This is a genomic window from Paenibacillus sp. MER 180, assembly GCF_023713665.1.
GTDB lineage: Bacteria > Bacillota > Bacilli > Paenibacillales > Paenibacillaceae > Paenibacillus_B > Paenibacillus_B suaedae.
The window spans coordinates 197,938-221,241 of sequence record NZ_JAMAVT010000011.1 but is presented as its reverse complement, the minus strand read 5'-3'; the positions used below and the strand labels follow the sequence as shown (position 1 = coordinate 221,241).

23 protein-coding genes and 1 rRNA gene are annotated in these 23,304 nt (G+C 48.4%); 6 read left to right on the top strand and 18 right to left on the bottom strand.

All coding sequences use genetic code 11. The annotated features are described in order from the left end of the window. Both M3661_RS19120 and M3661_RS19115 read right to left on the bottom strand, forming a co-directional pair. Positions 1-88: ribosomal RNA gene (locus M3661_RS19120) — 16S ribosomal RNA — on the bottom strand; the annotation flags it as partial. 376 nt (positions 89-464) lie between these two features. After that, on the bottom strand, positions 465-1,355 hold the full coding sequence (locus M3661_RS19115; RefSeq protein ID WP_072730179.1) for a hypothetical protein: 891 nt from the start codon (positions 1,353-1,355) through the stop codon (positions 465-467). A 120-nt stretch (positions 1,356-1,475) separates the two neighbouring features. Between M3661_RS19115 and M3661_RS19110 the strand changes: the two genes are divergently transcribed. Next, a complete protein-coding gene (locus M3661_RS19110; RefSeq protein ID WP_065291873.1) occupies positions 1,476-1,877 on the top strand; it encodes a DUF2614 family zinc ribbon-containing protein in 402 nt (133 codons plus the stop codon). Positions 1,878-2,072: 195 nt separating this feature from the next. On the opposite strand, the gene M3661_RS19105 is transcribed toward M3661_RS19110, so the two are convergent. The 15 genes from M3661_RS19105 to uptA form a co-directional block, all read right to left on the bottom strand. Further along, positions 2,073-3,827 (bottom strand): glycosyl hydrolase family 18 protein, encoded by a 1,755-nt coding sequence (locus M3661_RS19105; protein WP_251487599.1) that lies wholly within the window; start codon positions 3,825-3,827, stop codon positions 2,073-2,075. A 118-nt stretch (positions 3,828-3,945) separates the two neighbouring features. Further along, complete coding sequence (perR, locus tag M3661_RS19100; protein ID WP_065291871.1) at positions 3,946-4,386, bottom strand: peroxide-responsive transcriptional repressor PerR; 441 nt, start codon at positions 4,384-4,386, stop codon at positions 3,946-3,948. 146 nt (positions 4,387-4,532) lie between these two features. Next, positions 4,533-5,729, bottom strand: coding sequence for a DUF4097 family beta strand repeat-containing protein (locus tag M3661_RS19095; RefSeq protein ID WP_065291870.1), 1,197 nt, complete (start codon positions 5,727-5,729; stop codon positions 4,533-4,535). A 26-nt stretch (positions 5,730-5,755) separates the two neighbouring features. Beyond that, the gene (locus tag M3661_RS19090) at positions 5,756-6,436 is read right to left on the bottom strand and encodes a DUF6677 family protein (protein WP_072730175.1); all 681 of its coding nucleotides are present in this window, start codon (positions 6,434-6,436) and stop codon (positions 5,756-5,758) included. A 12-nt stretch (positions 6,437-6,448) separates the two neighbouring features. After that, a complete protein-coding gene (locus M3661_RS19085; protein WP_065291868.1) occupies positions 6,449-7,039 on the bottom strand; it encodes an RNA polymerase sigma factor in 591 nt (196 codons plus the stop codon). 158 nt (positions 7,040-7,197) lie between these two features. Then, entirely contained in the window at positions 7,198-7,929 is a 732-nt protein-coding gene (locus M3661_RS19080; protein ID WP_065291867.1) for an MgtC/SapB family protein, read from the bottom strand. A 6-nt stretch (positions 7,930-7,935) separates the two neighbouring features. Further along, positions 7,936-8,388, bottom strand: a complete 453-nt coding sequence (locus M3661_RS19075) for a GNAT family N-acetyltransferase (RefSeq protein WP_021255270.1) — start codon at positions 8,386-8,388, stop codon at positions 7,936-7,938. Positions 8,389-8,563: 175 nt separating this feature from the next. Continuing rightward, positions 8,564-10,006: an Asp-tRNA(Asn)/Glu-tRNA(Gln) amidotransferase subunit GatB gene (gene gatB / locus M3661_RS19070; RefSeq protein WP_072730172.1), complete on the bottom strand. Its 1,443-nt coding sequence runs from the start codon at positions 10,004-10,006 to the stop codon at positions 8,564-8,566. Between the two features lie 17 nt (positions 10,007-10,023). Next, a complete protein-coding gene (gene gatA, locus M3661_RS19065; RefSeq protein WP_174809435.1) occupies positions 10,024-11,466 on the bottom strand; it encodes an Asp-tRNA(Asn)/Glu-tRNA(Gln) amidotransferase subunit GatA in 1,443 nt (480 codons plus the stop codon). A 39-nt stretch (positions 11,467-11,505) separates the two neighbouring features. Further along, positions 11,506-11,793, bottom strand: coding sequence for an Asp-tRNA(Asn)/Glu-tRNA(Gln) amidotransferase subunit GatC (gatC, locus tag M3661_RS19060; RefSeq protein WP_021255273.1), 288 nt, complete (start codon positions 11,791-11,793; stop codon positions 11,506-11,508). A gap of 150 nt (positions 11,794-11,943) precedes the next feature. Beyond that, a complete protein-coding gene (locus M3661_RS19055) occupies positions 11,944-12,324 on the bottom strand; it encodes a hypothetical protein (protein WP_021255274.1) in 381 nt (126 codons plus the stop codon). A 159-nt stretch (positions 12,325-12,483) separates the two neighbouring features. Further along, positions 12,484-13,707, bottom strand: a complete 1,224-nt coding sequence (locus tag M3661_RS19050; RefSeq protein ID WP_251487595.1) for a M24 family metallopeptidase — start codon at positions 13,705-13,707, stop codon at positions 12,484-12,486. A 259-nt stretch (positions 13,708-13,966) separates the two neighbouring features. After that, positions 13,967-14,590, bottom strand: a complete 624-nt coding sequence (locus M3661_RS19045; RefSeq protein WP_251487593.1) for an MBL fold metallo-hydrolase — start codon at positions 14,588-14,590, stop codon at positions 13,967-13,969. 23 nt (positions 14,591-14,613) lie between these two features. Beyond that, on the bottom strand, positions 14,614-15,180 hold the full coding sequence (locus M3661_RS19040) for a thioredoxin family protein (RefSeq protein WP_251487591.1): 567 nt from the start codon (positions 15,178-15,180) through the stop codon (positions 14,614-14,616). Beyond that, complete coding sequence (gene uptA / locus M3661_RS19035; protein ID WP_251487588.1) at positions 15,177-15,794, bottom strand: undecaprenyl phosphate transporter UptA; 618 nt, start codon at positions 15,792-15,794, stop codon at positions 15,177-15,179. The genes M3661_RS19040 and uptA overlap by 4 nt, the downstream gene beginning before the upstream one ends. Before the next feature lie 264 nt (positions 15,795-16,058). On the opposite strand from uptA, the gene M3661_RS19030 reads away from it, so the two are divergent. From M3661_RS19030 to M3661_RS19010, 5 genes are all read left to right on the top strand, one after another. After that, positions 16,059-16,517 (top strand): cupredoxin domain-containing protein, encoded by a 459-nt coding sequence (locus tag M3661_RS19030; protein ID WP_065291862.1) that lies wholly within the window; start codon positions 16,059-16,061, stop codon positions 16,515-16,517. Between the two features lie 50 nt (positions 16,518-16,567). Next, a complete protein-coding gene (locus M3661_RS19025; RefSeq protein ID WP_370510431.1) occupies positions 16,568-16,903 on the top strand; it encodes a dehydrogenase in 336 nt (111 codons plus the stop codon). A gap of 143 nt (positions 16,904-17,046) precedes the next feature. Continuing rightward, a complete protein-coding gene (locus M3661_RS19020) occupies positions 17,047-18,000 on the top strand; it encodes a D-2-hydroxyacid dehydrogenase (RefSeq protein ID WP_251487585.1) in 954 nt (317 codons plus the stop codon). A 2-nt stretch (positions 18,001-18,002) separates the two neighbouring features. After that, positions 18,003-19,172 carry a winged helix-turn-helix domain-containing protein gene (locus tag M3661_RS19015; protein WP_251487582.1) on the top strand — a complete coding sequence of 390 codons (1,170 nt, stop codon included), beginning with the start codon at positions 18,003-18,005 and terminating at the stop codon, positions 19,170-19,172. A 61-nt stretch (positions 19,173-19,233) separates the two neighbouring features. Beyond that, positions 19,234-20,541, top strand: coding sequence for an MFS transporter (locus M3661_RS19010; RefSeq protein ID WP_251487579.1), 1,308 nt, complete (start codon positions 19,234-19,236; stop codon positions 20,539-20,541). Between the two features lie 587 nt (positions 20,542-21,128). Here the strand turns inward: M3661_RS19010 and M3661_RS19005 are convergent. Further along, positions 21,129-23,225, bottom strand: a complete 2,097-nt coding sequence (locus M3661_RS19005) for an O-antigen ligase family protein (protein WP_251487577.1) — start codon at positions 23,223-23,225, stop codon at positions 21,129-21,131. Positions 23,226-23,304 lie beyond the last annotated feature (79 nt).

Sequence of the window (23,304 nt, the reverse complement as noted above, 5' to 3'; positions counted from 1 at the left end):
TGCAAGCACTCCTTCAAGCCCGCTCGACTTGCATGTATTAGGCACGCCGCCAGCGTTCGTCCTGAGCCAGGATCAAACTCTCCGTTAAAGTTAAGTTTGAACTGCTCATATCTTTTGACGAGGTATTTCTACCTCATTCACAAACGTTGCTCGTTGTTCAGTTTTCAAAGAACAATCTTAGTCAGTAACCAATCTCTTAGTTACTTTCTTTTTCTCACCGCTTTGTCGGCGGCGACTTTTATAATATATCATGTTCACTTCTTAGAGTCAAGCACTTTTTTTAAATTCTTTTTTCGAGCTTCCGAATGATTGCTTATTCAGCTTTCGTTCGAAGTGCTTCTCTCGAAGAGGCGAGTATTAATGTATCATATATTTCAAACCCAAGTCAACACTTTATTTAAAAAAAGTTAAAACGCTGCATGAGCTGTCATGCAGCGACTCAACTTTCTGTGATTGTGCAGCCGTCAACCAGCCCATTCATAGGCCCGAGTATACCCTAGCTTGCCATATGGACTAGCATGCTCAATCAAACGTTCCTTCACACAACCGCGATGTGTAAGCTTATTTAGTAGAGCTGGCATATAACCGGCCATCCACTTGAATTCTTGGTGCTGCATAATATCCGATATCGGAACTGGCCCCTTCGCTTGCTTCAGCCAATTCAGCAATGGAGCGCAGCATTCTACACTCTTCGATGAGAGAGAGAACTCGCAAGCAAGCAACGCAAGTTCAATTCGCTGCGGCATCGTCTCAGAGCTTGCAGTGAATTCTTCGTACATCTTATAGACACCTAGATTTAACTTCTTCACTTGCTGCCATAACGCTTGTCTAGGCATCTCTCCTTGCTCCATTATGGCAAGCGACGCCCAATAATAGAATGCGAAATCCACACATCGATAAGCGTCTAGCATGTATTCCAGCTTCCGTAAATGCTTCGCTTGATTATATGCCTCCAAAAACAGCGCATATGTCTTCATGTATTGCATCTGGTTCGGAGTCTTCTCTTCTTGAATCAATCTTTCCTGCCAACTTGCAAGCAATCCATCGCGATCAACGCGAATATTGCCACGCCCGTAAAACGGAAGCAGTGACCTCGCCTCATCCGAAACGATCCATTCCTCCCACCTATCTGGGTGGATGCAAATCCAGCGTGCAACTGAGCTGTCATCGGCCGATACTTCCATCGACTCAAAAGGATGGGACGGACACGCTTCATCAACAACCAGCACATAGCGATCCCAATCAATATATTGGTGCATATCAGCATCCAATTGGCTGCGATCCAATATATAAAGACCGCTGACTGTAGTCGCACCAATTAATTGATCTATGGAGTTATCCAATACATGTTTCATTCTCGACCCCACGCTTTTTTGGCTTTCTTTTACATCAAATGATAGTTTATAATTCTACATAGAAACTCTCTTTCCTTCTTCCTTCGAAAACATTTTCAATCTTGAAATGGAGAGGCTGCGATGAAACAACGTCTTTTTAGAACAAGTAAAATCAATGAGTTTCGATTGTGGGGACTTGTACTTACATTAGCCGGAATGGGAATGATGGTGCTCGGCACATCCGGCATTCTCATGTGGGGCATACAAGGACGCCCCTTCGCTGGAGTATTCATGGTACTGGGAATGATACTCCTCTTGGGAAGTGTCGCGATTTACTTCTGGGCTGGCATGTTGTCCACTAGTGCTGTAATTCTTGAATGTCCAGAGTGTGGTCGCCAGACCAAAATACTCGGCAGAACGGATCGCTGCATGTTCTGTAGAACGATTCTTACCCTTGATCCGGACAAGGCAACCGCAGAAAACATCGCCCCAGAGAGCAACTTAGATCAAGACAGTAAGAAGGATGTTACCGTATCAAAGTGAGGGAAGAATGACTTACAAAGAGATTTCTCACGCATTGACTCGTTGATTCCCACAACACCAAGACCTGACATCTATGTTTTCACGAGCCTCACTCGCAAGAGTGAACCGAATATAACAGACTTAACGAAGAAACCGCCTATCTGATTAGATAGACGGTTTTCTTATTTCTAACTTATAAAAAGTATCATTGCGTGATTAAGAGTTTCGATATCGAAGAACGTTCCATATGCCTTCATTGGCGAAGCTTCGGGCCCATACAGCGACTCCGCCGAGCTTTAGACGTTCTGCCATTTGAATGCGAGATTGAATCGATTGTTTATCCTCGATCCATATTTTCTGAGTTGCGCCTTCCTCCTCATATTCGACATAATGCTGGCCTGCACTCTCCGAATAAACAGGCTTCAACTTACGATCCTGAATCAAATCTTGAACTTTCTGCATACCAACAGCCTTAGAGGATACTTTCACTTCTCCGCCTTCAGTTGTCTCTGTCCATATCCGTGTGTATAGCGGCATTCCAAGCACGAGCTTATGCGGAGGCACATTATCCTCTTCCATAATTCGCTTCATAGCATTCTCTGTCCATGGCAAGGATGCAACAGAACCAGCAGTTGGACTTGTCGCCCAATGTTCATCGTAAGCCATAACCATCATGAAGTCGACGGAACGCGCCAGCTGTTCCCGATCCAAAAATTGCGACCATCTACCGCTCCCAGACTTCGCCGTCACATCAATCGATGCAACAAGACCCTTCGCATGTAGACGAGGAGTAAGTTCTCGTACAAACTGCGTTAAATTATCGCGGTCTTCAACATTTACGTTCTCATAGTCAATATTAATGCCGTCAACTTTGTATTTCTCTGCGAGCTTAACCAATTGTTCTATCGTTCGGTTACGTTTGTCGAAGGTTGCAAGCGAAGCTGTAGTTCGGTCTGGATCAAAGCTGTTGCTGTACAGCGCCCATACCTGCTTCCCATTCTGATGCGCCCATTGTACAAGACGCGGATCTGCCTTCTCATCCACATTTCCCTCGTTATCAGCCAAGCTGAACCACGTAGGGCTTATGACATTCGTCCCCGGCATCGCGGGCAGCTTGGTTGGATCCGGATTACGCGAGTACACAGCTTCCCAAGCCAAGCTTACTGGTCGCTTCTCCTTTACAAACGCAGGAACAGGCGCTGGCGAGATTGAAGGAACTGCTACACTTCCCTTACGCTGAATCTCGTCTTTAGCAACATAACCGACATTGCCGCCTTCCGCCTCAATCCGGAGCCAGTCTCCTTCTTCACCCCAGACCGTGACTTGCGTTCCACTTGCAAGCTTCTCTAAGGAGGGAGCTTGCTTACTAGCATTTTCACGCAAGGCTATTTTGGCATCATCCTTTTGCTGAATGACGATCCCCTGTTGAAGAGTCTGCCCCGGTGTGCTTAGTTGAACCGCACCATTCGAAGTGTACTGCTTCGCACGCAAGCCGTATACTTCCTTCAACGCAGTCATTGGAACATAAATGTCGCCGCCAATTTGTTCAGCAGCAGCTGACCACTGTTTAGCTCGACCATTCAAGCTTCCCGTTGAGTGTCCAAGCGCAACTGAAGCAACGTCCTTAGAACTTGTCATAATGACGGTTGCGGACCTATTCTCATACACAATAGAAAGCTTATCAGACAATGCCTGAACAGGTATGAGCAGATTCTCACCTTTGCCTTTCGTCCCATATCCCGTCCAGGCACCGTCCCAGATCAAGGGCTGATCTACCTGAGAGATCTGGGAGTCAGCCTTATTCTGACCAGGTAACCAATCCCTGATACCATCCCATCCTTTCCACACGCTCGCTGCCAGGATGGCGAGTCCAATCAGAATAAAGAGACATCCTCCTCCCTTCCCTTTTTTACGGTTCTTTCCGCCGGTTCGATAATGCGGAGCACCTCTCCCCACTCCATTGCTTCTCATATAGTCAACTCCTACTTCTTCAGACTCCATCATTGGATTCGATAAAATAAAAAAGCGCGCAAGCATGAACTGCCGCGCGCATTTACATTTCTGCATTGTATTGAATATCGACCATCACCTATTGCTCCTTAGTCGATTCCACACAGGATTGACATACACCATACACTTCCATCCGATGTCCGCGTACGTTAAAACCAGTAGCCTCTGCAGCCGATTTCTCCACCGATTCCATTAATTCAGGAATAGCGAAATCAACAATTTTGCCGCATCGCTCGCAAATGGCATGATAGTGATCTGTTACATTGGCATCAAATCGACTAGAACTGTCCCCATATGTCAACTCATGAACGAGCCCCGCTTCAATAAACAACTTCAAGTTGTTATATACGGTAGCAACGCTCATGCTCGGAAAATCCGGCTCGAGTGCTCGATATATTTCATCTGCTGTCGGATGATTCATCGCATCCATCAAGTAAGCCAATATCGCATGTCTCTGTGGCGTGATGCGTACTCCGGACATTTTCAGATGTCCCAATGCATGTTGAACCCGCGTTTTCATCTTGTCCACCGCCTTCTACGCTCACATTAGTTCTATACGGGTTATCCCAACAAATCGTAGATTGTAACGATTCTCAGAAAATAATCTCTATATGTCCATTGTACGTGGAAGTTTTTTGTTTTGTCAATCCTTAATACGTCGCGCTGTTACCGTTTTCGTATGCTTATGTCACCATTCGTGTCCAAATTGACTTGATACGTAGCATTTCCTATTGTACCCTCTACTTTATTCTTTACGACATGAAAGGGAAATTCCGAATCTATATCGATGTCTCCAAAACGATTCATCGCTTGCAATGTAACATCAGCCCCCTCTGGTATGCCAATGGCGGTATCGCCCGCCATATTCTGCAATTTCCAGTTGCCGCCGATGTTCTCTGACTCAACAAGCATGTCTCCACTCAAGGTCTCTGCTTGGACTGCACCAGCCGATTCATGAATGTCGATATCTCCTGATTTCGTATCCGCCATCGACTTCCCATTGATGTCGTACATCGTAATATCCCCACGCATGGTAGATACTTTGGCATCACCGCGTATATTTTGCACAAAGAGATTACCATTCAGTGTCTCTCCCTGTACTGGGGCTTCAATATTAAGCAGCTTAATATCACCATTGTTGCTCTTCGCCACTGCTTCGGCTTTCATATCATGGATCGCGATATCCCCATTATTCGTCATCACATCCGTCTTCCACATAACATGAGCCGGAATGGTGATGATCATATCAATGCGGATTGGCCGATTCCCTACTGCAAATTTCGAGCCGTTCGCGGTAATCGTCAATGTATGTTCGGAAGGATTATTATCGATGGTTGCTCCAGACTGGTTAGCCAGCGATTGCGCCTGCTCTCTATCCACTCCGCTTACAATTGCACTTAGCTCAACATCCATATTCTCTACATTCCCAGTCTGAATCCGAATCTCCCCATTGTCATTGCGAACAACGAGCTTCGATATATCCCCTGATATCGAATGTTCCAGCTTCGGCAACCGGACATTTATCCCATTATCACCTGCCATCTCCTTCATCATGGAGAAGTCGAACTGAATTCCTCGTACCCAATCCCGGAACAGGGAAGGCTGAGAAATCATGAAGACGGAGACTGCAATAAAAACAGAAACGAACATGCCTAAAAAATCCAAGCGCAGACGACGATTATCCCCCCGCTTGCTGTGGTACACGCCAGTCCAAATATATTCGATCCCCCATATAATAAATAACAAGGGCCACCATGTTAATAACAATCGCAATGTATGATATCCAAACAACTGATCGCTGAGCAGCATGATTCCGACAGCGACAAGCAGCAGCGAAGCAGTAATTCTCCCTACCTTAACCACTGAAGACCATCTCCTTCGGTTGTCCGTCAGCGTCTCTTATTCGATTCCTTCACAAGCAGAAAGATACCGCCACCAATAAGAAGAGCCGCTCCGGCGTAGGATCCCGCATACGTAAAGAACCAACGAAGCCACGCTGGATCTACGGTTAATAGCAGCATAACTATTCCCCCGAACAGAAGAAAAAGCCCTAAGAGCGGCCCTTGTCTGGTCGGCTCTATGCCACCAAACATCGCTTGATGATTGACACGTTCCGTACATTGCAAGGCATCAAACAAATTAAAAAAGTAAATCACCGGCAGCATTAATCCTAACAATACGACAAGCGGTACATTCACTTTGGCATCTATTGCTGTAAAATACACGATAGCTACGATATCCAAGGCCAGCATCATCATAATAAGCAGCCCGCGCTGCATTAACCCTAAGTAGAAATGACCTGCTCCAGGGAAAATGAAGGACAAAAACAAAGAAAGAAACTTGCTCTTCTTCTGCGGCATTGCTCCATACATCGGAGGCGGTGGTATGGGCGCTCCTGGGCCTGGGCCATATCCTTGATGATTCTCATGAGCATGAGACATGCGTTCTCTCCGCGCTAATTGTTCCAGACGCTTGCGCAAAAACTGCTCATCCTGCTCCTTTTTAGCAGACTGCTCACGGAATCCTTGATTGTGAGGTTCATGTAATTGATCATCTTTTCTATCAGCCAAGTCCTTCCCTCCTTACATAGCTCCTAATCCGGCATGTTCCTGCCACGCTCGCTTAAACAGCATCTTAGCACGATATAATCTAGTTTCAACCGTTCTAACTGGCATCTTGAGCATCTGCGCAATTTCTGCGTATGTTCGCTGGCGCATGTGGTACAACTCCATGACCATACGATATTTCTCTGGCAATGCCCGAAGTGCTTGGTGGACCTCTTCACATTTTTCCTTCTTCATCACGCGTTCTTCCGGCATATCAGCGACATCATGAAGCTGAAAGGATGCAATATGGTGCGGCTCAAGCCGTTCTACCTGGCCTTCCTTCCGCTTTTTGCGCAATATATCAATCATCTGGTTCTTCGTTAGCCGATACAGCCATGTCGTAAATTTCGAGTCGCCCCGAAATGAATGAATATGGCGATAAGCCTTCACGAATACCTCTTGGGCGATATCTTCCGCCAAATAACGATCTTGTACCGTCTGACAAATACACGTTATCACAAATGGACGGTGTCTTTCCACTAAAATACGCATTGCTTCCTCGTTACCTTGCTGCACTTGACTGACGATCAGTTCATCCGAAAATTGAGTTGTCTTACGATACACCATAGTCTCTTCCCTTCTCTACCCAGCAAAATTCATTGTGCGAATTCGCTCTACCGTACGTATTAAGCTTATATTCATTGTACGTTGGATACAGAAATGAAAGAAACCTTCCTGAGTCTAGGAAGGTTTCACCGACTTTAGTCTAGGATCGCTTTGGACTCTTACTCTAAGGTAACAGTGCGAACCCCTTGCACTCGCTCGAGTTGCTCTACAAATACGAACATGTCGAACTGTTTGGGGACGCCAAGAACGAGCTGCAATTCTGCTCGCTTCTCCACCATCGGATCGCCAGGTTGATTCAATAAGCGTTGGAACATCATCTTCTTGACGGTAACATCACGGGTTTCCATGAAGACATGGAGCTCATGAAGAAATTCAGAAGTAGAATCCGCATCTAATGTTAAAACGCGAGTGCGCTTGCCACCGAAGTAACGCTGCTCTACCTTGTTGAATCCGAACAAAATGACGATGACTAGGATTGTCGTCACCACAGCTGCATATTGGAACCCAGCACCTACCGCTAGTCCAATCGCCGCAACTACCCATAGGGAAGCCGCTGTCGTAAGTCCTGCGATTGATTTGCCCGTAAAAATAATTGTTCCTGCGCCAAGAAAGCCAATGCCTGTAATTACTGCTGTAGCGAGACGAGCAGGATCCACACGGACATTTCCTTCGTACACGAAGCTGGAGAAGCCATAAATGGACAACAGCATGATAAGTGCCGAACCAACGCAAACCAAAATATGTGTTCGCAACCCCGCTGGATGATTCGCCTGTTCTCGCTCCAATCCGATCAATCCACCGAGAAGCATCGCAAGCAGCAATCTAAGCGTTAATGAAAAATCATCAATTACCCACGGACTATTTGCAGGTATCTCCGCGAGCAATTCCATATCCGACTACCTCCTTCTTTCCAGGTGACGCAGCGATATGCCCGGCGCAATCTCCTCGTCGCGCACATATCGGAAGCCTTCGCGTTCATACAGTGTCAGCGCAGGAAGATTGCGAGCTCCCGTTGCAATACGGTGCGTATGAACATCTGGCATATGCAGTACATGACCTAACAAACTTGCACCGATCCCTCTCCGAAAATAATCCGGCCGAACCATCAATCTGCAAATCTCCATAATTACAGGCCCTGTCATTTCGATGGATACCGCTCCAGCCAACTGATTCTCATCCCACCACCCATAGAATGTTTCCGTGGTATTATGCAGGTCTTCTACCGTTTCCATCAGAGGGGGGATCTTGTCAAAGCCAATCATGTCCGCCTCAATCCGGTATGCCGCCTGTTGCAGGTTCCAGAGTTGATCCAATGTTGCAACATCATTCATATCCAACTGACGTATCATGTCTTTCACTACCCTTTCGGAATAACAGAGTATACGACTACATGAAAATAACTTGAATCTACACGAAAAGCGGAGATTTACTCCGCTTCCATGCCTGGCTCCAACGTTCAGATATGTTACCCATCCGTCCTACGGAGCCCTAATCGATTCTTCATTTTTTATCTATAGCTTACATTTACAGCTCGCTCAAGCACTGAACAAGCAATTCGTTCACAAGACCCGGGTTGGCCTTACCCTTCGTCTCCTTCATAACTTGTCCAACAAGGAAGCCGATTGCCTTCTGCTTGCCTGCGCGGTAATCCTCCACCGACTGCGGATTGTTCGCGATTACCTGCTCGACGACAGATTTAATGGCGCCTTCATCACTAATTTGGACAAGTCCCTTCTCTTCAACAATAGCCTGAGGAGCTTTGCCCGTCTCCAGCATCTCTTTGAAGACCGTCTTGGCGATTTTGGAACTGATCGTGCCTTTCTCAATCAAGCCGATCATTTCGCCCAAGCCTTGGCCTGTAACTTTTGAAGCATCCGCTTCAAGGCCATTCGCGTTCAAGTATCCGAGTAAGTCACCCATAATCCAGTTGGCTACTGCCTTGGCATCCTTCGTATATTGAAGACTCTCCTCGAACAGGTCAGCCAGCTTCTTCGATGCCGTAATGACTTCTGCATCGTAGCTTGTTAAGCCATATTCGCTCGTATAACGTGCCTTGCGCGCATCCGGCAACTCCGGAATCGATGCCCGCACACTCTCTCTCCACTCGTCATCAATAATGAGTGTAACGAGATCTGGATCCGGGAAGTAGCGATAGTCATGCGCCTCTTCCTTGCTGCGCATCGTGAGCGTACGCCCTTGCGCTTCATCCCAGCGGCGAGTTTCCTGAACAACCTTACCGCCTTCATCCAGGATGTCAGCTTGGCGCTCCTCTTCATATTCAAGACCACGTTGAACGCCGCGGAAGGAGTTCATATTTTTCAATTCTGCCCTCGTACCCAGTTCTTTCTGGCCAATCGGGCGTATGCTGATGTTCGCATCACAGCGAAGGGAGCCTTCTTCCATCTTCACATCGGATACGTCGCAATATTGCATAATTGCCTTCAGCTTTTCCAAATAAGCCTTCGCTTCTTCTGGTGAATGAAGCTCGGGTTCAGATACAATCTCAACGAGCGGAGTGCCGACACGGTTGAAATCGACGAGAGAAGCATAACCGCCATCTACGTGCGTTAGCTTGCCTGCATCTTCTTCCAAGTGCAGTCGGTTAATGCCGATCCGCTTCGTTTCTCCGTTCACTTCAATATCAATCCAGCCGTTCTGCCCAATTGGCTGATCGTTCTGAGAGATTTGATATGCTTTCGGAGAGTCTGGGTAGAAATAGTTTTTCCGGTCAAACTTGCTTACCGGAGCAATTTCACAGTTCAACGCCATAGCAGCCTTCATTGCATATTCTACCGCTTGGTGGTTTAATACCGGCAGTACGCCGGGATGCCCTAAGCAAATCGGGCAAGTATGCGTATTAGGCGGTGCTCCGAATTCGGTAGAGCAACCGCAAAAGATTTTCGAGTTGGTGTGCAGCTCAACGTGCACTTCCAAGCCAATGACCGTTTCATATTTCGTACTTGGCATGTCGTAAGCCTCCTCAATTACAACTGCGGACGCAGCTTATGGAACTCCGTGCGTTGTTCGAACGCATGGGCTGCACGAAGCACAGTCGCTTCGTCGAACGCCTTGCCAATCAATTGCAAGCCAACCGGCAATCCATCCGCCAACCCGCATGGTACGCTAATTGCTGGAACGCCAGCCAAGCTGACCGGAATCGTCAATATATCATTCAAGTACATCGCTAATGGATCATCAATTTGCTCGCCGATACGGAACGCCGTTGTCGGTGCTGTCGGCCCGAGCAAAATATCGAACTTGTTAAATGCTTCGTCAAAGTCACGCTTAATCAAGGTGCGGACTTTCTGCGCCTTCAAGTAATAGGCATCATAGTAGCCTGAGCTTAGTGCATACGTACCCAGCATAATGCGGCGCTTCACTTCTTGTCCAAAGCCTTCACTGCGAGAACGATGATACAGATCCAGCAGATTGTCAGGGTTGTCCGCACGCACGCCGTAGCGAACTCCATCGAAGCGCGCCAAGTTGGAGGAAGCTTCCGAGGAAGCAAGCAGGTAGTAGGTCGCTACTGCATATTCGGTATGCGGCATCGATACTTCTTCCCATGTCGCACCCATATCCTCGAATACTTTCAAGGCAGCGAGCACAGCTTCCTTCACCTTCGGATCGACACCTTGTCCAATATATTCAGAAGGCACGCCAATGCGCAGACCAGCCACATCGCCTGTCAGCTGTGCTGCATAATCCGGAATTTCTACCTTCGCCGAAGTGGAATCCATCTTATCGTGGCCTGCAATCGCTTGGAGCACGAGGGCTGCATCTTCCACATTTCTCGTAATTGGACCGATTTGATCCAACGAAGATGCGAATGCAACCAAGCCGAAGCGAGAAACGAGACCGTATGTCGGCTTCAAGCCAACGACTCCACAATAGGAAGCTGGCTGACGGATTGATCCGCCTGTATCAGAGCCTAGCGCGAATGCAACTTGTCCAGCTGCTACGGAAGCCGCGGAACCACCGCTAGATCCGCCCGGAACACGTTCCAAATCCCACGGGTTGCGAGTCGTGCGATAAGCAGAGTTCTCATTGGATCCGCCCATTGCGAATTCGTCCATGTTCAGCTTACCGATTGTAATTGCCCCCGCTTCCTTCAGCTTGCGGGATACCGTACCATCATATACAGGTACGAAATTATCAAGGAATTTACTTGCACATGTTGTGCGCATTCCTTCCGTTACGATGTTATCCTTAACCCCTGCAGGGATACCAGCCAATAAGCCGATCTGTTCTCCTGCCGAGATGCGCTTGTCGATTGCGGCTGCCTCGTTACGGGCACCCTCTTCATTCATAGTAAGAAATGCTTGCACTTGCTCATCCGTGCTGGCAATGCGTCGGAATGACGCGTCCACCAATTCAGAGACGGAGAGCTTGCGCTCTTGTATTGCTTGTCTTGCTTCCGTTAATGACATCTCAAGTGGTGTCAATGCGGGCATCCTCCCTTATTCGCTTTATTCCAGAACGGCCGGTACTTTGAACTGACCATCTTCTTCTTCCGGTGCGTTAGCCATTACCTTCTCTATCGGCAGTGAAGGACGCGCTTCATCCTCACGCATCACGTTCCGTATAGGTAGAACATGAGTCGTTGGCGTGACGTCATCGGTATTCAATTCATTTAATTTTTCTGCATATTTTAGAATTGCGTTCAGCTGTTCCGTGTAACGCTCTTTCTCTTCATTGCTCAAGTCGAGTCTTGCCAACTTAGCAACGTGCTCGACGTCTTGTACGTGAATGCTCATCGGCAGCCTGTTCCTCCTTGCGCCATCAAGGCCAAATTCATCCCCTTATTATAGCTTAGAAGCGGAATCAACTCAACGCGTCATTCTGATAAAGTAATGGATGCAAAAAAAACACCGAAGCACCGGAATGACCGGTGATCGGCGTCTTCTTTAAATCCAAGCTCTTAAATTCACTTGGCGAATGAACTCTTCTTGTGACATTGCTCCGTCCTGTTCGCTCTCTTCGCTATCAGGCTCTGCGTCTGCGTTCATAATTCGACGGAATAATGATTCATTATGGGTCGCCAGTGCATAATCGATAAGTGCTTCCCGTTCGATGCGGTCCGCTTCCTGCTGCAGCAACCGTTCCTCTTGATCGACATCGGATGCTGGCACGAAAAAGTTGCGGTTTGCTCTCGGAACTCGGATGACATAGTCGAATGCGTTGTCTGCATTGCGGTCATAGGCAATAATATAGCCGTATTCCCCGATAGGCAAATGTTGTTCGAAACGGTCGGCAACAATGACTACTTTCTCTCCCAAAGGCAGCATTGTCCATGCCTCCCATCCGTTAGATGTATTCTATATGGTACTAGAATTTATGGTTCCTGTAAATGTATACGTACGAGTATCGCAATTGGTCACAAAAAGAAGCCTCTCTATCCTGCATACGATAAAAGCTGTACATCCGACTCTAGCTATTGTCTATGTTCACAAAGAAATGATTCGCAATCCTTCCTCCGCAGTCGTTAGCTTCTCATATCCATCAGCAGTAATCAGGTATGTATTCTCTATACCTACGACACCGCGTCCCGGGAAAGTGAATTTAGGTTCGATAGCAATTACCATCCCCTCCTGAAGCGGCTGCTTGAACCCGCGGGCCAAAACAGGCCATTCATCAATTTCCATACCAATTCCATGTCCAAGAAACTTGACTTGATCCTCACCATACCCCATAAAATGCTCTTGCAATCCATACGATTTCGCCATATCAACCGCATCTTCGTACAATGTCTCGCATACCGTTCCCGGCTTCAAGTGTTCCTCAGTTGCACGCAATATCGCTTCCGAAGCATCATAAGCACGCTGGAGTTCATCGTCCAGTTCCCCAATGACAAGGGTTCGGGTCTGATCAATTACATATCCATCGATGCAGCAGCCGAAATCGATCAGAATAGGTTCATTCACTTCAATCGCCTTACGGCTAGATCCTTGTGGACTTGCAGGTGTCAGTCCAAGCCCTCCAGCGGGACCGTCGAAATAAGTCGGTTCTGCGCCTGCACTTCCTGATGCCACCATGCCAGTTATTAGTTCCTGATTGAAGCCGCGCATTCGGATCATTCCAACATGACCCTGCAGTCGGAATTCTCGTTCAATGTACGCAATGAGTTCTAGTTCTGTCATTCCCGGCTGGATGTAATCTGCCGCAGCAGCAAGCACCTTATGTGCAGCAGCTGCGGCAACCCGAATGCGATCCAGTTCATCAGAGGACTTAATCATTCTCAGTTCCCGGAATAGGATCGATCCGTCTGTCCAATTCGCATCTGGAATGACCGTTCTCAATCTCTCATACTGCTGAACAGGTAGAACATCGAACTCTGTAGCAATGACGACAGCTTCCTTAACTTGGAACAGCTCCGCATAGTAAGAGCGGATCGTCTCACCAAGCTGACGGAATGAACCGAGCGGAGCAACGCGAATGATCGACTCCTGCTGTGCACGCAGATAGCTGCGTTTCACCAAATAGACAGGTTCGCCGCATCTCGGTACGAGCACATAGCCGGTCTGCATGGAGCCGGTTAAGTAATATATATCCACGTTGTGTGTAACTAAGTACAAATCGATACCAGCAAGCTCCATCTTCTGCTGCAGGCGAGCGATTCGATTGCGATGCTCTTCGATAATTGCTGCATCTATTCGCTGTTCGGAATGCATCAATTGACTCCTCCTCGTATTAGGAAATGATATCTGCCGTTTTATTTGCACTTGTATCTGTTATGTAAAAAGAAGGACTGCGATACATAGTAGTAGGCAGTCCCATCGTTGCTGTATGCTTCCCTGATCATATCACGAGCGAGGTTTGGCTAGCAAAATGGATCTATGTATATTGGATAAAGTGAGCATCAAAAAGCGCTTGGTCTCCTTGTTCATCAGGAATCAGGAGTGCCAAGCGCTTATGTACTGCAAAATCGTATTAGACAAATGGGTTGTGCTTCTTCTCGTATCCAATTGTTGTAGTCGAACCATGTCCAGGGTATACCGTAACTTCGTCGCTTAGTGTGAACAGCTTCTTATGAATAGAGTTCACCAGTGTCTTCATGCTGCCGTCTCTCAGGTCTGTTCTCCCCACACTTTCCCGGAAAAGAACGTCACCTGCGAACAAGTGCTTATCATACAGGAAGCTCACACTGCCCGGCGAATGACCAGGTGTATGCATCACGTAGAAGGAATAACCGATCAGCTTTAGTGTATCCCCATCTTGCAGCAAATGTTCCGCTGGCTTCATGGACATTGGCGGAGACATTTGCGGCCACATGGTCGAGCCATTAAGTTCCGGTGTTGTCAGCCACTCTGCCTCAAGCTCATGAATGTACACCGGGCACGGATGTGCCTTACGCACAAGATCCACACCGCCAATGTGATCGAAATGCGCATGTGTCAACAATATTGCCTTAACGTTTAGTCCATCGAGCGCTTGCAGCAACCGATCTGGATTCATGCCCGGATCAATGACAACCGCTTCTTTCGTATCTTCATTTGTCAGTAGATAAGCGTTTGTTTGGACAGGACCTAAATTGAAACTTTGAATCGTAAACAATGTCTTGTCAGCTCCTTGCTATATTAAAAGCCCGACAGCAGTTCTCTCAATTCAGACGTAATTCGAGCATGATAGCCCGTTCCCTCGCCGTATTGTTCGAGAATACGCTGTCTGACTACTTTCAAATTATCTTGATAATCCGGAGCTTCACGATCCGGGTTCTCTTCCTTGAATCGGATCATATGTGCCTGTACGTCACTTGGACGAGGTCCCCATTGACCGAGAACGTAACCGCCCGTATCAGCGAAGATGACGATTGGAACGGAGCGTCCGCCCATCGTCAGGAATTGATCCATAACCTCAGGGAACTGTTCCATAATTAAGACTTCTGTGTCAATGCTTGCTGCTTCCATAGCGCGGAACACAACAGGCACATTACGTACCGCATCTCCACACCAATCTGCCGCCAAGATTAAGCAGCGGATATCGTCCCGATATTGAAGCGATTCGAAAAACCCCTTCTCTTCTTCACTGGACCAAGCAAATTGATCATACCAGGAAATGAAGGCTTCCTTGTTCTTCTGCATGGAGTCGATAAATGCTTGTGGTGAAATTCCTCGGCCTATCACATTCGCTACATGTTTGCTCATTTCGGGTTCCCCTCTCTTCGCTTGGATTTCATATATTTGATAACAAAATATAGGATAAGGCCAGCAAGTGCAACCAAAATAAATGGCTGAACATAAGGTGCCGCCTTCTCATTAATATGTTCCCACTGATCTCCAAGCGCGTACCCCAAATAAACAAATAGGATGGTCCATGGGATTACAGCCAGCGTTGTCAGAAGCGTAAATTTTCCTACCGGCATCTTGGATATTCCTGCTGGTATGGAAATCGCGTGACGGACAACCGGAACGAATCGTGCAGAGAAGATTACGCCTGTTCCATACTTCTGGAACCACTCTTCCGACTTCTCAATATGGTGCTTGCGTATCAGGATGTACTTCCCGAACTTCTCCAAGAAGGGCCGCCCGCCATATCTGCCGATTGCATATACGATGAGTTGCGCAAAGACACCACCAATTGTGCCGAAAATAATCGCAGCGATAAAACTGACCTTGCCAATCGATACTAAATATCCGCCGTAGGCTAACACGATTTCACTCGGAATGACTTCAATCATGAGCCCCAGCATTATTCCCCATTCCCCAAGCTGCTGCACCCAATGAAGCAGCATATTGATCATATCATGTATCCATGCCATAGCTCGTCTCTCTCCCTTTTTAATTCCCAGCTTATTCTAACATATGGATCGCCATGACTCCAATCATCACTTTGGCTTGTTCGATCTTGATGCCTCCTTACCCCTTGGGATAACACAAGTCATGCGCTACCCTGGCCATGCATACACTTGGACTAAGCACAAGCTTGTACCTTGTATCTTCTCTAGTAATGGCTGCCTGCAAATGAAATGTTATGAGCAAGCACTAATAAGTGATACTCAATTGGGCAAAGGAGGTTTCACAATTTGACACGTTTTTGGATTGTCTCTCGCAAACAATTGCGAATTGGTGCAATCGTCTTCTCCGCCATATTAGTAGCTGCAGCGTTCTGGCGCTATGAAACCGTGCGGTCGGAACGAGCAGTTGAGGCAGCACCTCAATCGACTCGAATTCTCCACATGGTAACAGGAGAGGTTAAGTCCAAACTGGATAATGGGAAAGAAATCGAAGTGTATCAATTTATTCCGGGTACCGTTCACGCCAAGGCCGGTGAGCGAGTAGAGCTTCGTATTCGCGGAATCAACGGAAAAAAGCATGATTTCGAAATCGAGAGCATGAATGTAAAAGGCAGCATCGAGAAAGACAAAGAAACCGTCATCACCTTTACTGCCAAAGAAGGCATTCATCGCATCGTCTGCTTAACCCATCCGGATATGCAGCATGAAGGCCCTATGGTAGGGTATATCGTAATCGATTCGAAATAGCGCGTGGCCACAAGGAACCTGGGTAGGATGCCTGCATATGATGAACATATATGCAGGAAAGGAGTCGTCATCCATTGAAAGCCCCGAAGGAGCCTCATACAAGGCCTCTCCCCACAGCCAGAAGAATTCGCCGTGCTTGCAACAATGAGTTGTATCGAACCATTAAGCGGATGAACGTCTGGATTCCCGAAGATCTCGTCAAACAAGGAGAAGAACTATACTATCGCAAAGTGATTGAGAACTTGATCTGGATTCACGAGAACGGTGCCAACCGCAAGAAGCTGTCCGATTGGTGGGACGAGACCGTCTGCGAAGAGCTTGCCGCACTGTGGAATGTAGATCAAGCGAAATTATCCTCCAGCTTTCGGCAAGCATTCGGAGGCTAACTGCTATAATCGCTCATGCAGGCTGTCGGGTTACCATCCGTTCAGCCTATTTCTAATGTCCAGCAACCTACGGAGCACTCATAGACGCACCAATCGGATTCGAGTTATGATGTTAGAAAATGGACGCTAAGGAGGACCTCATCTTGAAAAATATCGTATGTGCACTAGCTTTGCCGCCAGAATTTCTAGAGGGCATTCGCCTCGCTGCTCCCGAATACAATGTCATTGCTGGACGTGCTAAGGAGCTCGATCGAGACGTATTCCGACAAGCTGAAGTTATTTTCGGTTGGTCGCCTGCTATCATCGAGGAATGCCTCCATGATGATTCCCCGCTTCGCTGGATACAGCTGTGGACGGCTGGAGCCGATTATGTTCCGATGGATACACTCCGCAAGCACGATGTAATGTTGACTACGGCGGGGGGTGTGCATCCCGTCCCGATGATGGAGACGGTATTCGCGATGCTGCTCGGCTTCACTCGCAATCTGCCACAAGCGATTCGCAACCAAGATCGACACGTATGGGACAGTAAAGGGAATTATACGGAACTGCTGGGCAAGACCATGGGGATTATCGGCATCGGGCAAATCGGGGCTGAGGTTGCACGAATTGCCAAGGCGTTCGGGATGCGTGTTCTAGGCGTACGCCGCTCCGTTCAACCGACTGATTATGTCGACGGCTTGTACACGTTCGAGCAGCTGAATGAAGTTCTATCTGAATGCGACGTAGTCGTCAACATACTGCCAAAGACATCTCAGACGATAAACTTATATGATGAAAATAGGTTCGCTGCCATGAAGCAAGGGGCACTGTTTATCAACGTTGGACGCGGTGCATCGGTGAAGACGGATGCTCTTATTGGCGCCTTGAACAGCGGCCACCTCGCGGGCGCTGGCCTCGATGTGTTCGACATTGAGCCATTGCCTGAGGATCATCCGTTATGGTCCATGGACAATGTCATCATGACTCCTCATATTGGAGGCAATACCGATCAATTGAAGGAACGAGCTACGAAGCTGTTTATCGAGAATCTCAAGGCCTATATCGCACAGGGACGTCCTGCTTGCAGCATTGTCGATTACGACAAGGAATACTGAGAATGCTGATTATGGTGGCCGGGCTTGCGTTTGAACCTCGTGATTATTCTGTCAGCTTTCAGGCTGAGACAATCAACTTGCTTGCGAAAGAATACGCGCTGCTCGAATTTCTGTACCGAAATCGCGGCAAGGTCTTTAGCCGGGAGCAGCTGCTGGATCAGGTATGGCCAATGGAATATCCGGGCGAACGAACGGTAGATGATCATGTGTATCGGCTCCGAAAAAGAATGAAACCATGGAGCGGAAAAGTTCAACTGATCACCGTGCGGGGGCTTGGCTACAGCCTCACAATAAAAGAAACGCTGGGACTTGCGGTTCCGTCGCTGACGGACAGTGGATTGCAGAAGCAAATCGGGCAGTTGTTGGACACCTATCTCATGTTAGGGCAAAGCCAATCGATGTTAGCCCTTGTTAATCAGCAAGAGCTTCTTGGCGTGAATATCAGTCCCTCCCATCAAATGTTTCTGAGGTTTGTGCGGGCAGATCTGGACTGGTTTCTGGAAAGCGATGCGGAGAACCCAGATAAATTATATTGGCTGCTGATATTTTACTACTCTTTTTACATGGAACCGGCAAAAAGTCTGAATTACTTTGAACGGACGATTGAATCGGGGATTTTACCGTTTGAGATGCATCGTGAGCTGAAAGTGTTAAATATCCTCGGTCTTTATGCAGATAACGGTCGTGTTGAAGAGGATCTGCAGCGAGTGCAAGAAGCTTATCGGATCATTGAAAAGGAGCAAGGTAAGCTGGATACCTTCAAGGTTCATATTGCCATGTCGGAAATGCATATTCATTTGGTCGCAGGCAGTATCCAGGAGGCGGAGCGGTGCTCTAGGAAGATCGAAGACATGCTGGCTGAAGCTCCTTATTTGCGGGAAATCAGCGCCTACCATGGTTTAAGAGGGAAATTGATGCTGCATCAAGGCCGCCCCCAGGAAGCAGCAGCTGCATTCGAATATGGCCTTGAGGCCGGCGAAACGGCGCATCATGTACCGCTGCTCGCTCGGTTGATCATTGGTACGCTCCATTTTTTGAAAACGTCGTATCACGATCCCAAACTGCTGCAGACCTTCCAGACTCGATATGATGAATTTGAACGGGGGTATAAGCTGGAGGCATATAAACAGCCCATAGAACAGATGATTGAGCGGATTTTAGGTTCTGTCTGATAATCCCCTGATATTTCTTCGTTAAAGTGAGAGTAATTCTAATTTAACGGAGGAAATATGCATGTCTACCACATCTGTATCAAACGGGCGCCAGGTATCTATTTGGCAGAATCGGATTTTTACTAAAATGTACTCGGCTTATGCCGTCTCATCTTTCGGCGAATGGTTCGACGTCTTTGCAATTGAGATTCTGGTGGCATACCGCTGGCATGCGGATCCGTTTATGATCGCCTTGATTCCGGTGATGATCGCTCTCCCCGGCATTCTGTTCGGATCTTTCGCCGGTGTAATCGCCGACCGCTGGAAGAAGGTCAATCTCATGCTGTTGGCCGATGCAGCCGAGACGCTGCTCACCATATTGCTGCTGTTTGTTCCCGGCATGTACTGGATGCTGCCTTTGCTTGCGTTTCGCGCCACAATGGGAGTATTCCGCGTTCCAGCGCATCAAGCGTTAACGCGCCAGGTGGTTCAGGAGAATCAACTGCTCAAAGCAACCTCGTATAACGGGCTCGTCAATCAATTTTCCAAAATCGCGGGGCCCCTGCTCGGCGCAGTGGCTTTAACAGTGATCTCCCCACAATTATGTATTTTGGTGAATGCCATCACGCGCTTTTTCTCCTGCATCTTGCTATATACAATGCGGCATATCGATGAAAATGCAAAAGCAGAGAATCGGGAGAATTCTGATGACTCGGAAAACGGCGCAGAGACTAAGATGAGCTTCGCCCAATTATGGAAGCAAGGGTGGGCATTGCTGCTGCAGCGCCGGATTCTTTTTAGTAGTTTTATCGTGAATATGATCATTATGCTGATTATTTTGATGATCGATTTCCAGTTTCCGACGTTGTATCGGGAAATTGCCCCTCATAACGAGTCTCTGCTTGGCTGGATGGTGGCTGCCACAGGAGTCGGAGCGTTTATCACCATCCTGCTGCTGAACCGTCTTGGCAAAGTAAGGTACGGACCTGGTATCGGAGGAGGAGCCGCGTTGATTGGAGCTGCTTTTGGAAGTATGGGACTCTTAAGAGCGGATTCGCAAGAAATATGGAGCATCGTCTTGGGACTTGTGATCGGTATTGGAAACGGGCTGTCTATCGTGACTTATAACTATGTCCTACAGAAAGAAACTCCTGAGGGTATGACAGGCCGGATCTTTGGCATTCAAAATATGTCCGCCAGCACGATGATGGTAGGTGCGCCTTTAATCGGAGGCTTACTGATTCGTGGAATGGGTGTGAGCAAGGTGTTTTTCTTGCTGGGAACAGTTGTCTTCATCATTGGCGTCATATGCCTGAGTTTTCAGCACGTATTATGGCCGACCAGGTTCCAATCAACGCAGCCGCAAGAAATGCAGGAGGTTTCCGGGTAGCGGTTTATGCAGATCAAAAGACTCCAGTATGGAGCCTGAAAATAAGCCAACTTTCCGTCTTATGGATGTCATTTTCATATCGTTTATCGTGCTGGCAACATTTACGTACTCGCTCCAGCGAAGGTACGTACCGCTGATTTCAACCGGATGCTGCGGGACGATGCTATTAATCTGATCGTACCGCCTTGGAGTGGCGAATATTAATTCAGCGGAAAGTTCAAATCGGCCTCTGTTCGCATTATCTGCGACGAGGCCGGTTTTTTCTTGAGTTGTTCGAGATTCCGCCCCTATCGGCATGCCGGCAGACACAGCATGTTCACAAAAAAGCCTAGAGATCTTAGACATACATCCGAGTCTTACCAAGCTATTTACCTTCGGAAGTTTCTGCCGTCAGCACGATTGAGGCCAGCTTTCCACCAAGTTCATTATCTGTAACATTCACTGAAATCCACGGTTGCACATTTTCCTTCAGTTCGTCATACACGGTGGACTGAGCCGTCTTAGAGTCAGATCGCCTTCAATTTTATGAGAATAGTCCGCGTCAAATGAAGGCGACCAGCGCTCGAGTGCTGGTTAACGTCCATGAACTACTGTCCCCTCGTGATCAACGACACGATCGAGCTGTAAGCCCGCCTCGCTTCCTCCGTCATAGCGAAGCGCTTGCCGTTCGCAGGATTGCGCATGAGAAGAACATGATGTGCCTCCGCTTCATATTGTCGGAACATCTTGCCTGCTGCATTCGCATATGCAGTCGCTTGAAGGCGATCTGCACTGTAGTGCGCCGCAAGCGCCAGCTTCTCAATGGCTTCGGTCTGCAGCACGCGATCGAAGCGGTCGCTGCTAACCGCCGCCTCCCACCAAGCGGCGGCGTCATCGGCGCGGCCAAGGCGTGCACTTGCCAAGGCGAGCGTACGGTAGAGCCCCTTGCCATCGCGTTCGTAGCGCAGCCCTTCCTGCAGAAGGGCAAGCGCCTCCTGCGGAGGCAAGGTTCGGCTCACGGCGATGCGAAGCGCCGTGTTCGCGGGCGCCCAGCGCAGCGCAGCCACTTGCTGCGCATGCGCGCGGGCCATGCCGACAGGGCCTGTGGCCTTGTCGGCATCAGCGCTGGCAGCCGCGGCGAGCTGTTGTGCCACGAGGTGGCACGACGCGAGCACGATTGCGGCTGCCAGCGGAGCGGCAAGCAGCAGTGCCGCGAGACGCTTCCCGCGCTTCGTGCCCACCTGCCACAGCGCGAAGCGCATCCTTGGAGAGCCATGATTGAGGCTCTCATCGTACAAGCCCAGCGTTAGCAGCACTGCGAACAGCAGCGTCACTAGCCCATACGACATGTCGAAATCAATCAGACTATGTGCAAGCAGCATCGCTGCGGCCAATCCGAATCCGGCATGCCGACGCCATGCTAGCAGCAATGCTGCTAATACTAACCCTATTGCAGGCATTGTAAATACCAGCCCTACATCAAGCAGCATATCCAGCACGCTGCTGTGCACTTCCTTGCCAACATACGGCTCGCTCTGAATGCGTGCAAACTGCTGCCGCCATGAATCTCCGCCTGCGCCGAACCAAGGATGTTCCTTCCACAGCGTAATTGCATCCTTATAGAACAATGTTCGCGCTCCTGCAGTAGCATAATGATCCGTAATCCGGCTGCTTGCCCCTGTAGGCAGCAAGTGAATGCCTGCTATCATAAGCATTGGAAGTATGATGAGAATCAACCCATTTCGTAGCCAACGGTTCTGAGATAGACTCAGCATTACGCCGCTGAACAGTACAATTGAACCGATCCAAGTGAACCAAACAGGCATCGGCAGCCACCCATCCCCACTCTGCCACATCGAGGCACTCCACGCGGCCGCTAGGAAAGACCATGCTCCGAACCACAAAAACGTCGTCACGTACTCCGCACGAAAGCCGCGAGCGCTCCAGATTCCAACCAGCAATACGATACCAAATACGATCCAGGATCCCCTTGATTCAGTAAGACCAAGGACGACCAAATGGGGAACAATCGGCACAGCCGCAAACAGCCATTTGGTCGAGATTACCCGTACATGAATACTTCCACTCCGTTGGCTTCGAGCTTTAGCCGCCGCACAGGCTGCGCCGTTCAAGTGCAGTAACGCGAATGCCCCGGCAAGTACACCGAGCGTATTCGGGTATTGGACAACCCCACCTAATCGAAATCCAAACGCCGACAATTCTGAATTCTGACTCACCATCACACCTGATTCATTCGGTATCCATCCATAGAGCATGCCAAGAGCGCTGCCACTGATTAGGAATCCGACTAACATGATTGAACCTGTAATGAGCCGCTTAGCCTGCCCCCCCCCTCTGTGCAGCATAATGGCGAGCAGTATAATCCAAGCTTGCAGCATCGCGGTTCTTAGGATTTGCATCTCTGTGCCATATACGGTTGCAGGCCCTAACACCCAGCTAATGAGGTAGCCAATGAGCAGGGGAAGCGGATATATGAGTGGCAATGGAAGGACTGCATCCCACCTCCATGCGGCAAGCATACATACAGAAGCTGCACAGAGCAGGAGAGATAGCATTCCCACATCGCGATCATAGAACAGCCCCTGCTTCCATAACGCAACAAGAAGCACAGCGAAGATTATCCCGATTCCAACATACAAAACAACAAAATTGCCATGGCCATCTTGTTGTAAATCCACCTTCATCTGCACTCCCCCTTCTTTCCCGATTCTACCAATTCTATATCTATTATGATGGACAATCAAAAAGAAGGCCAACCCTTAG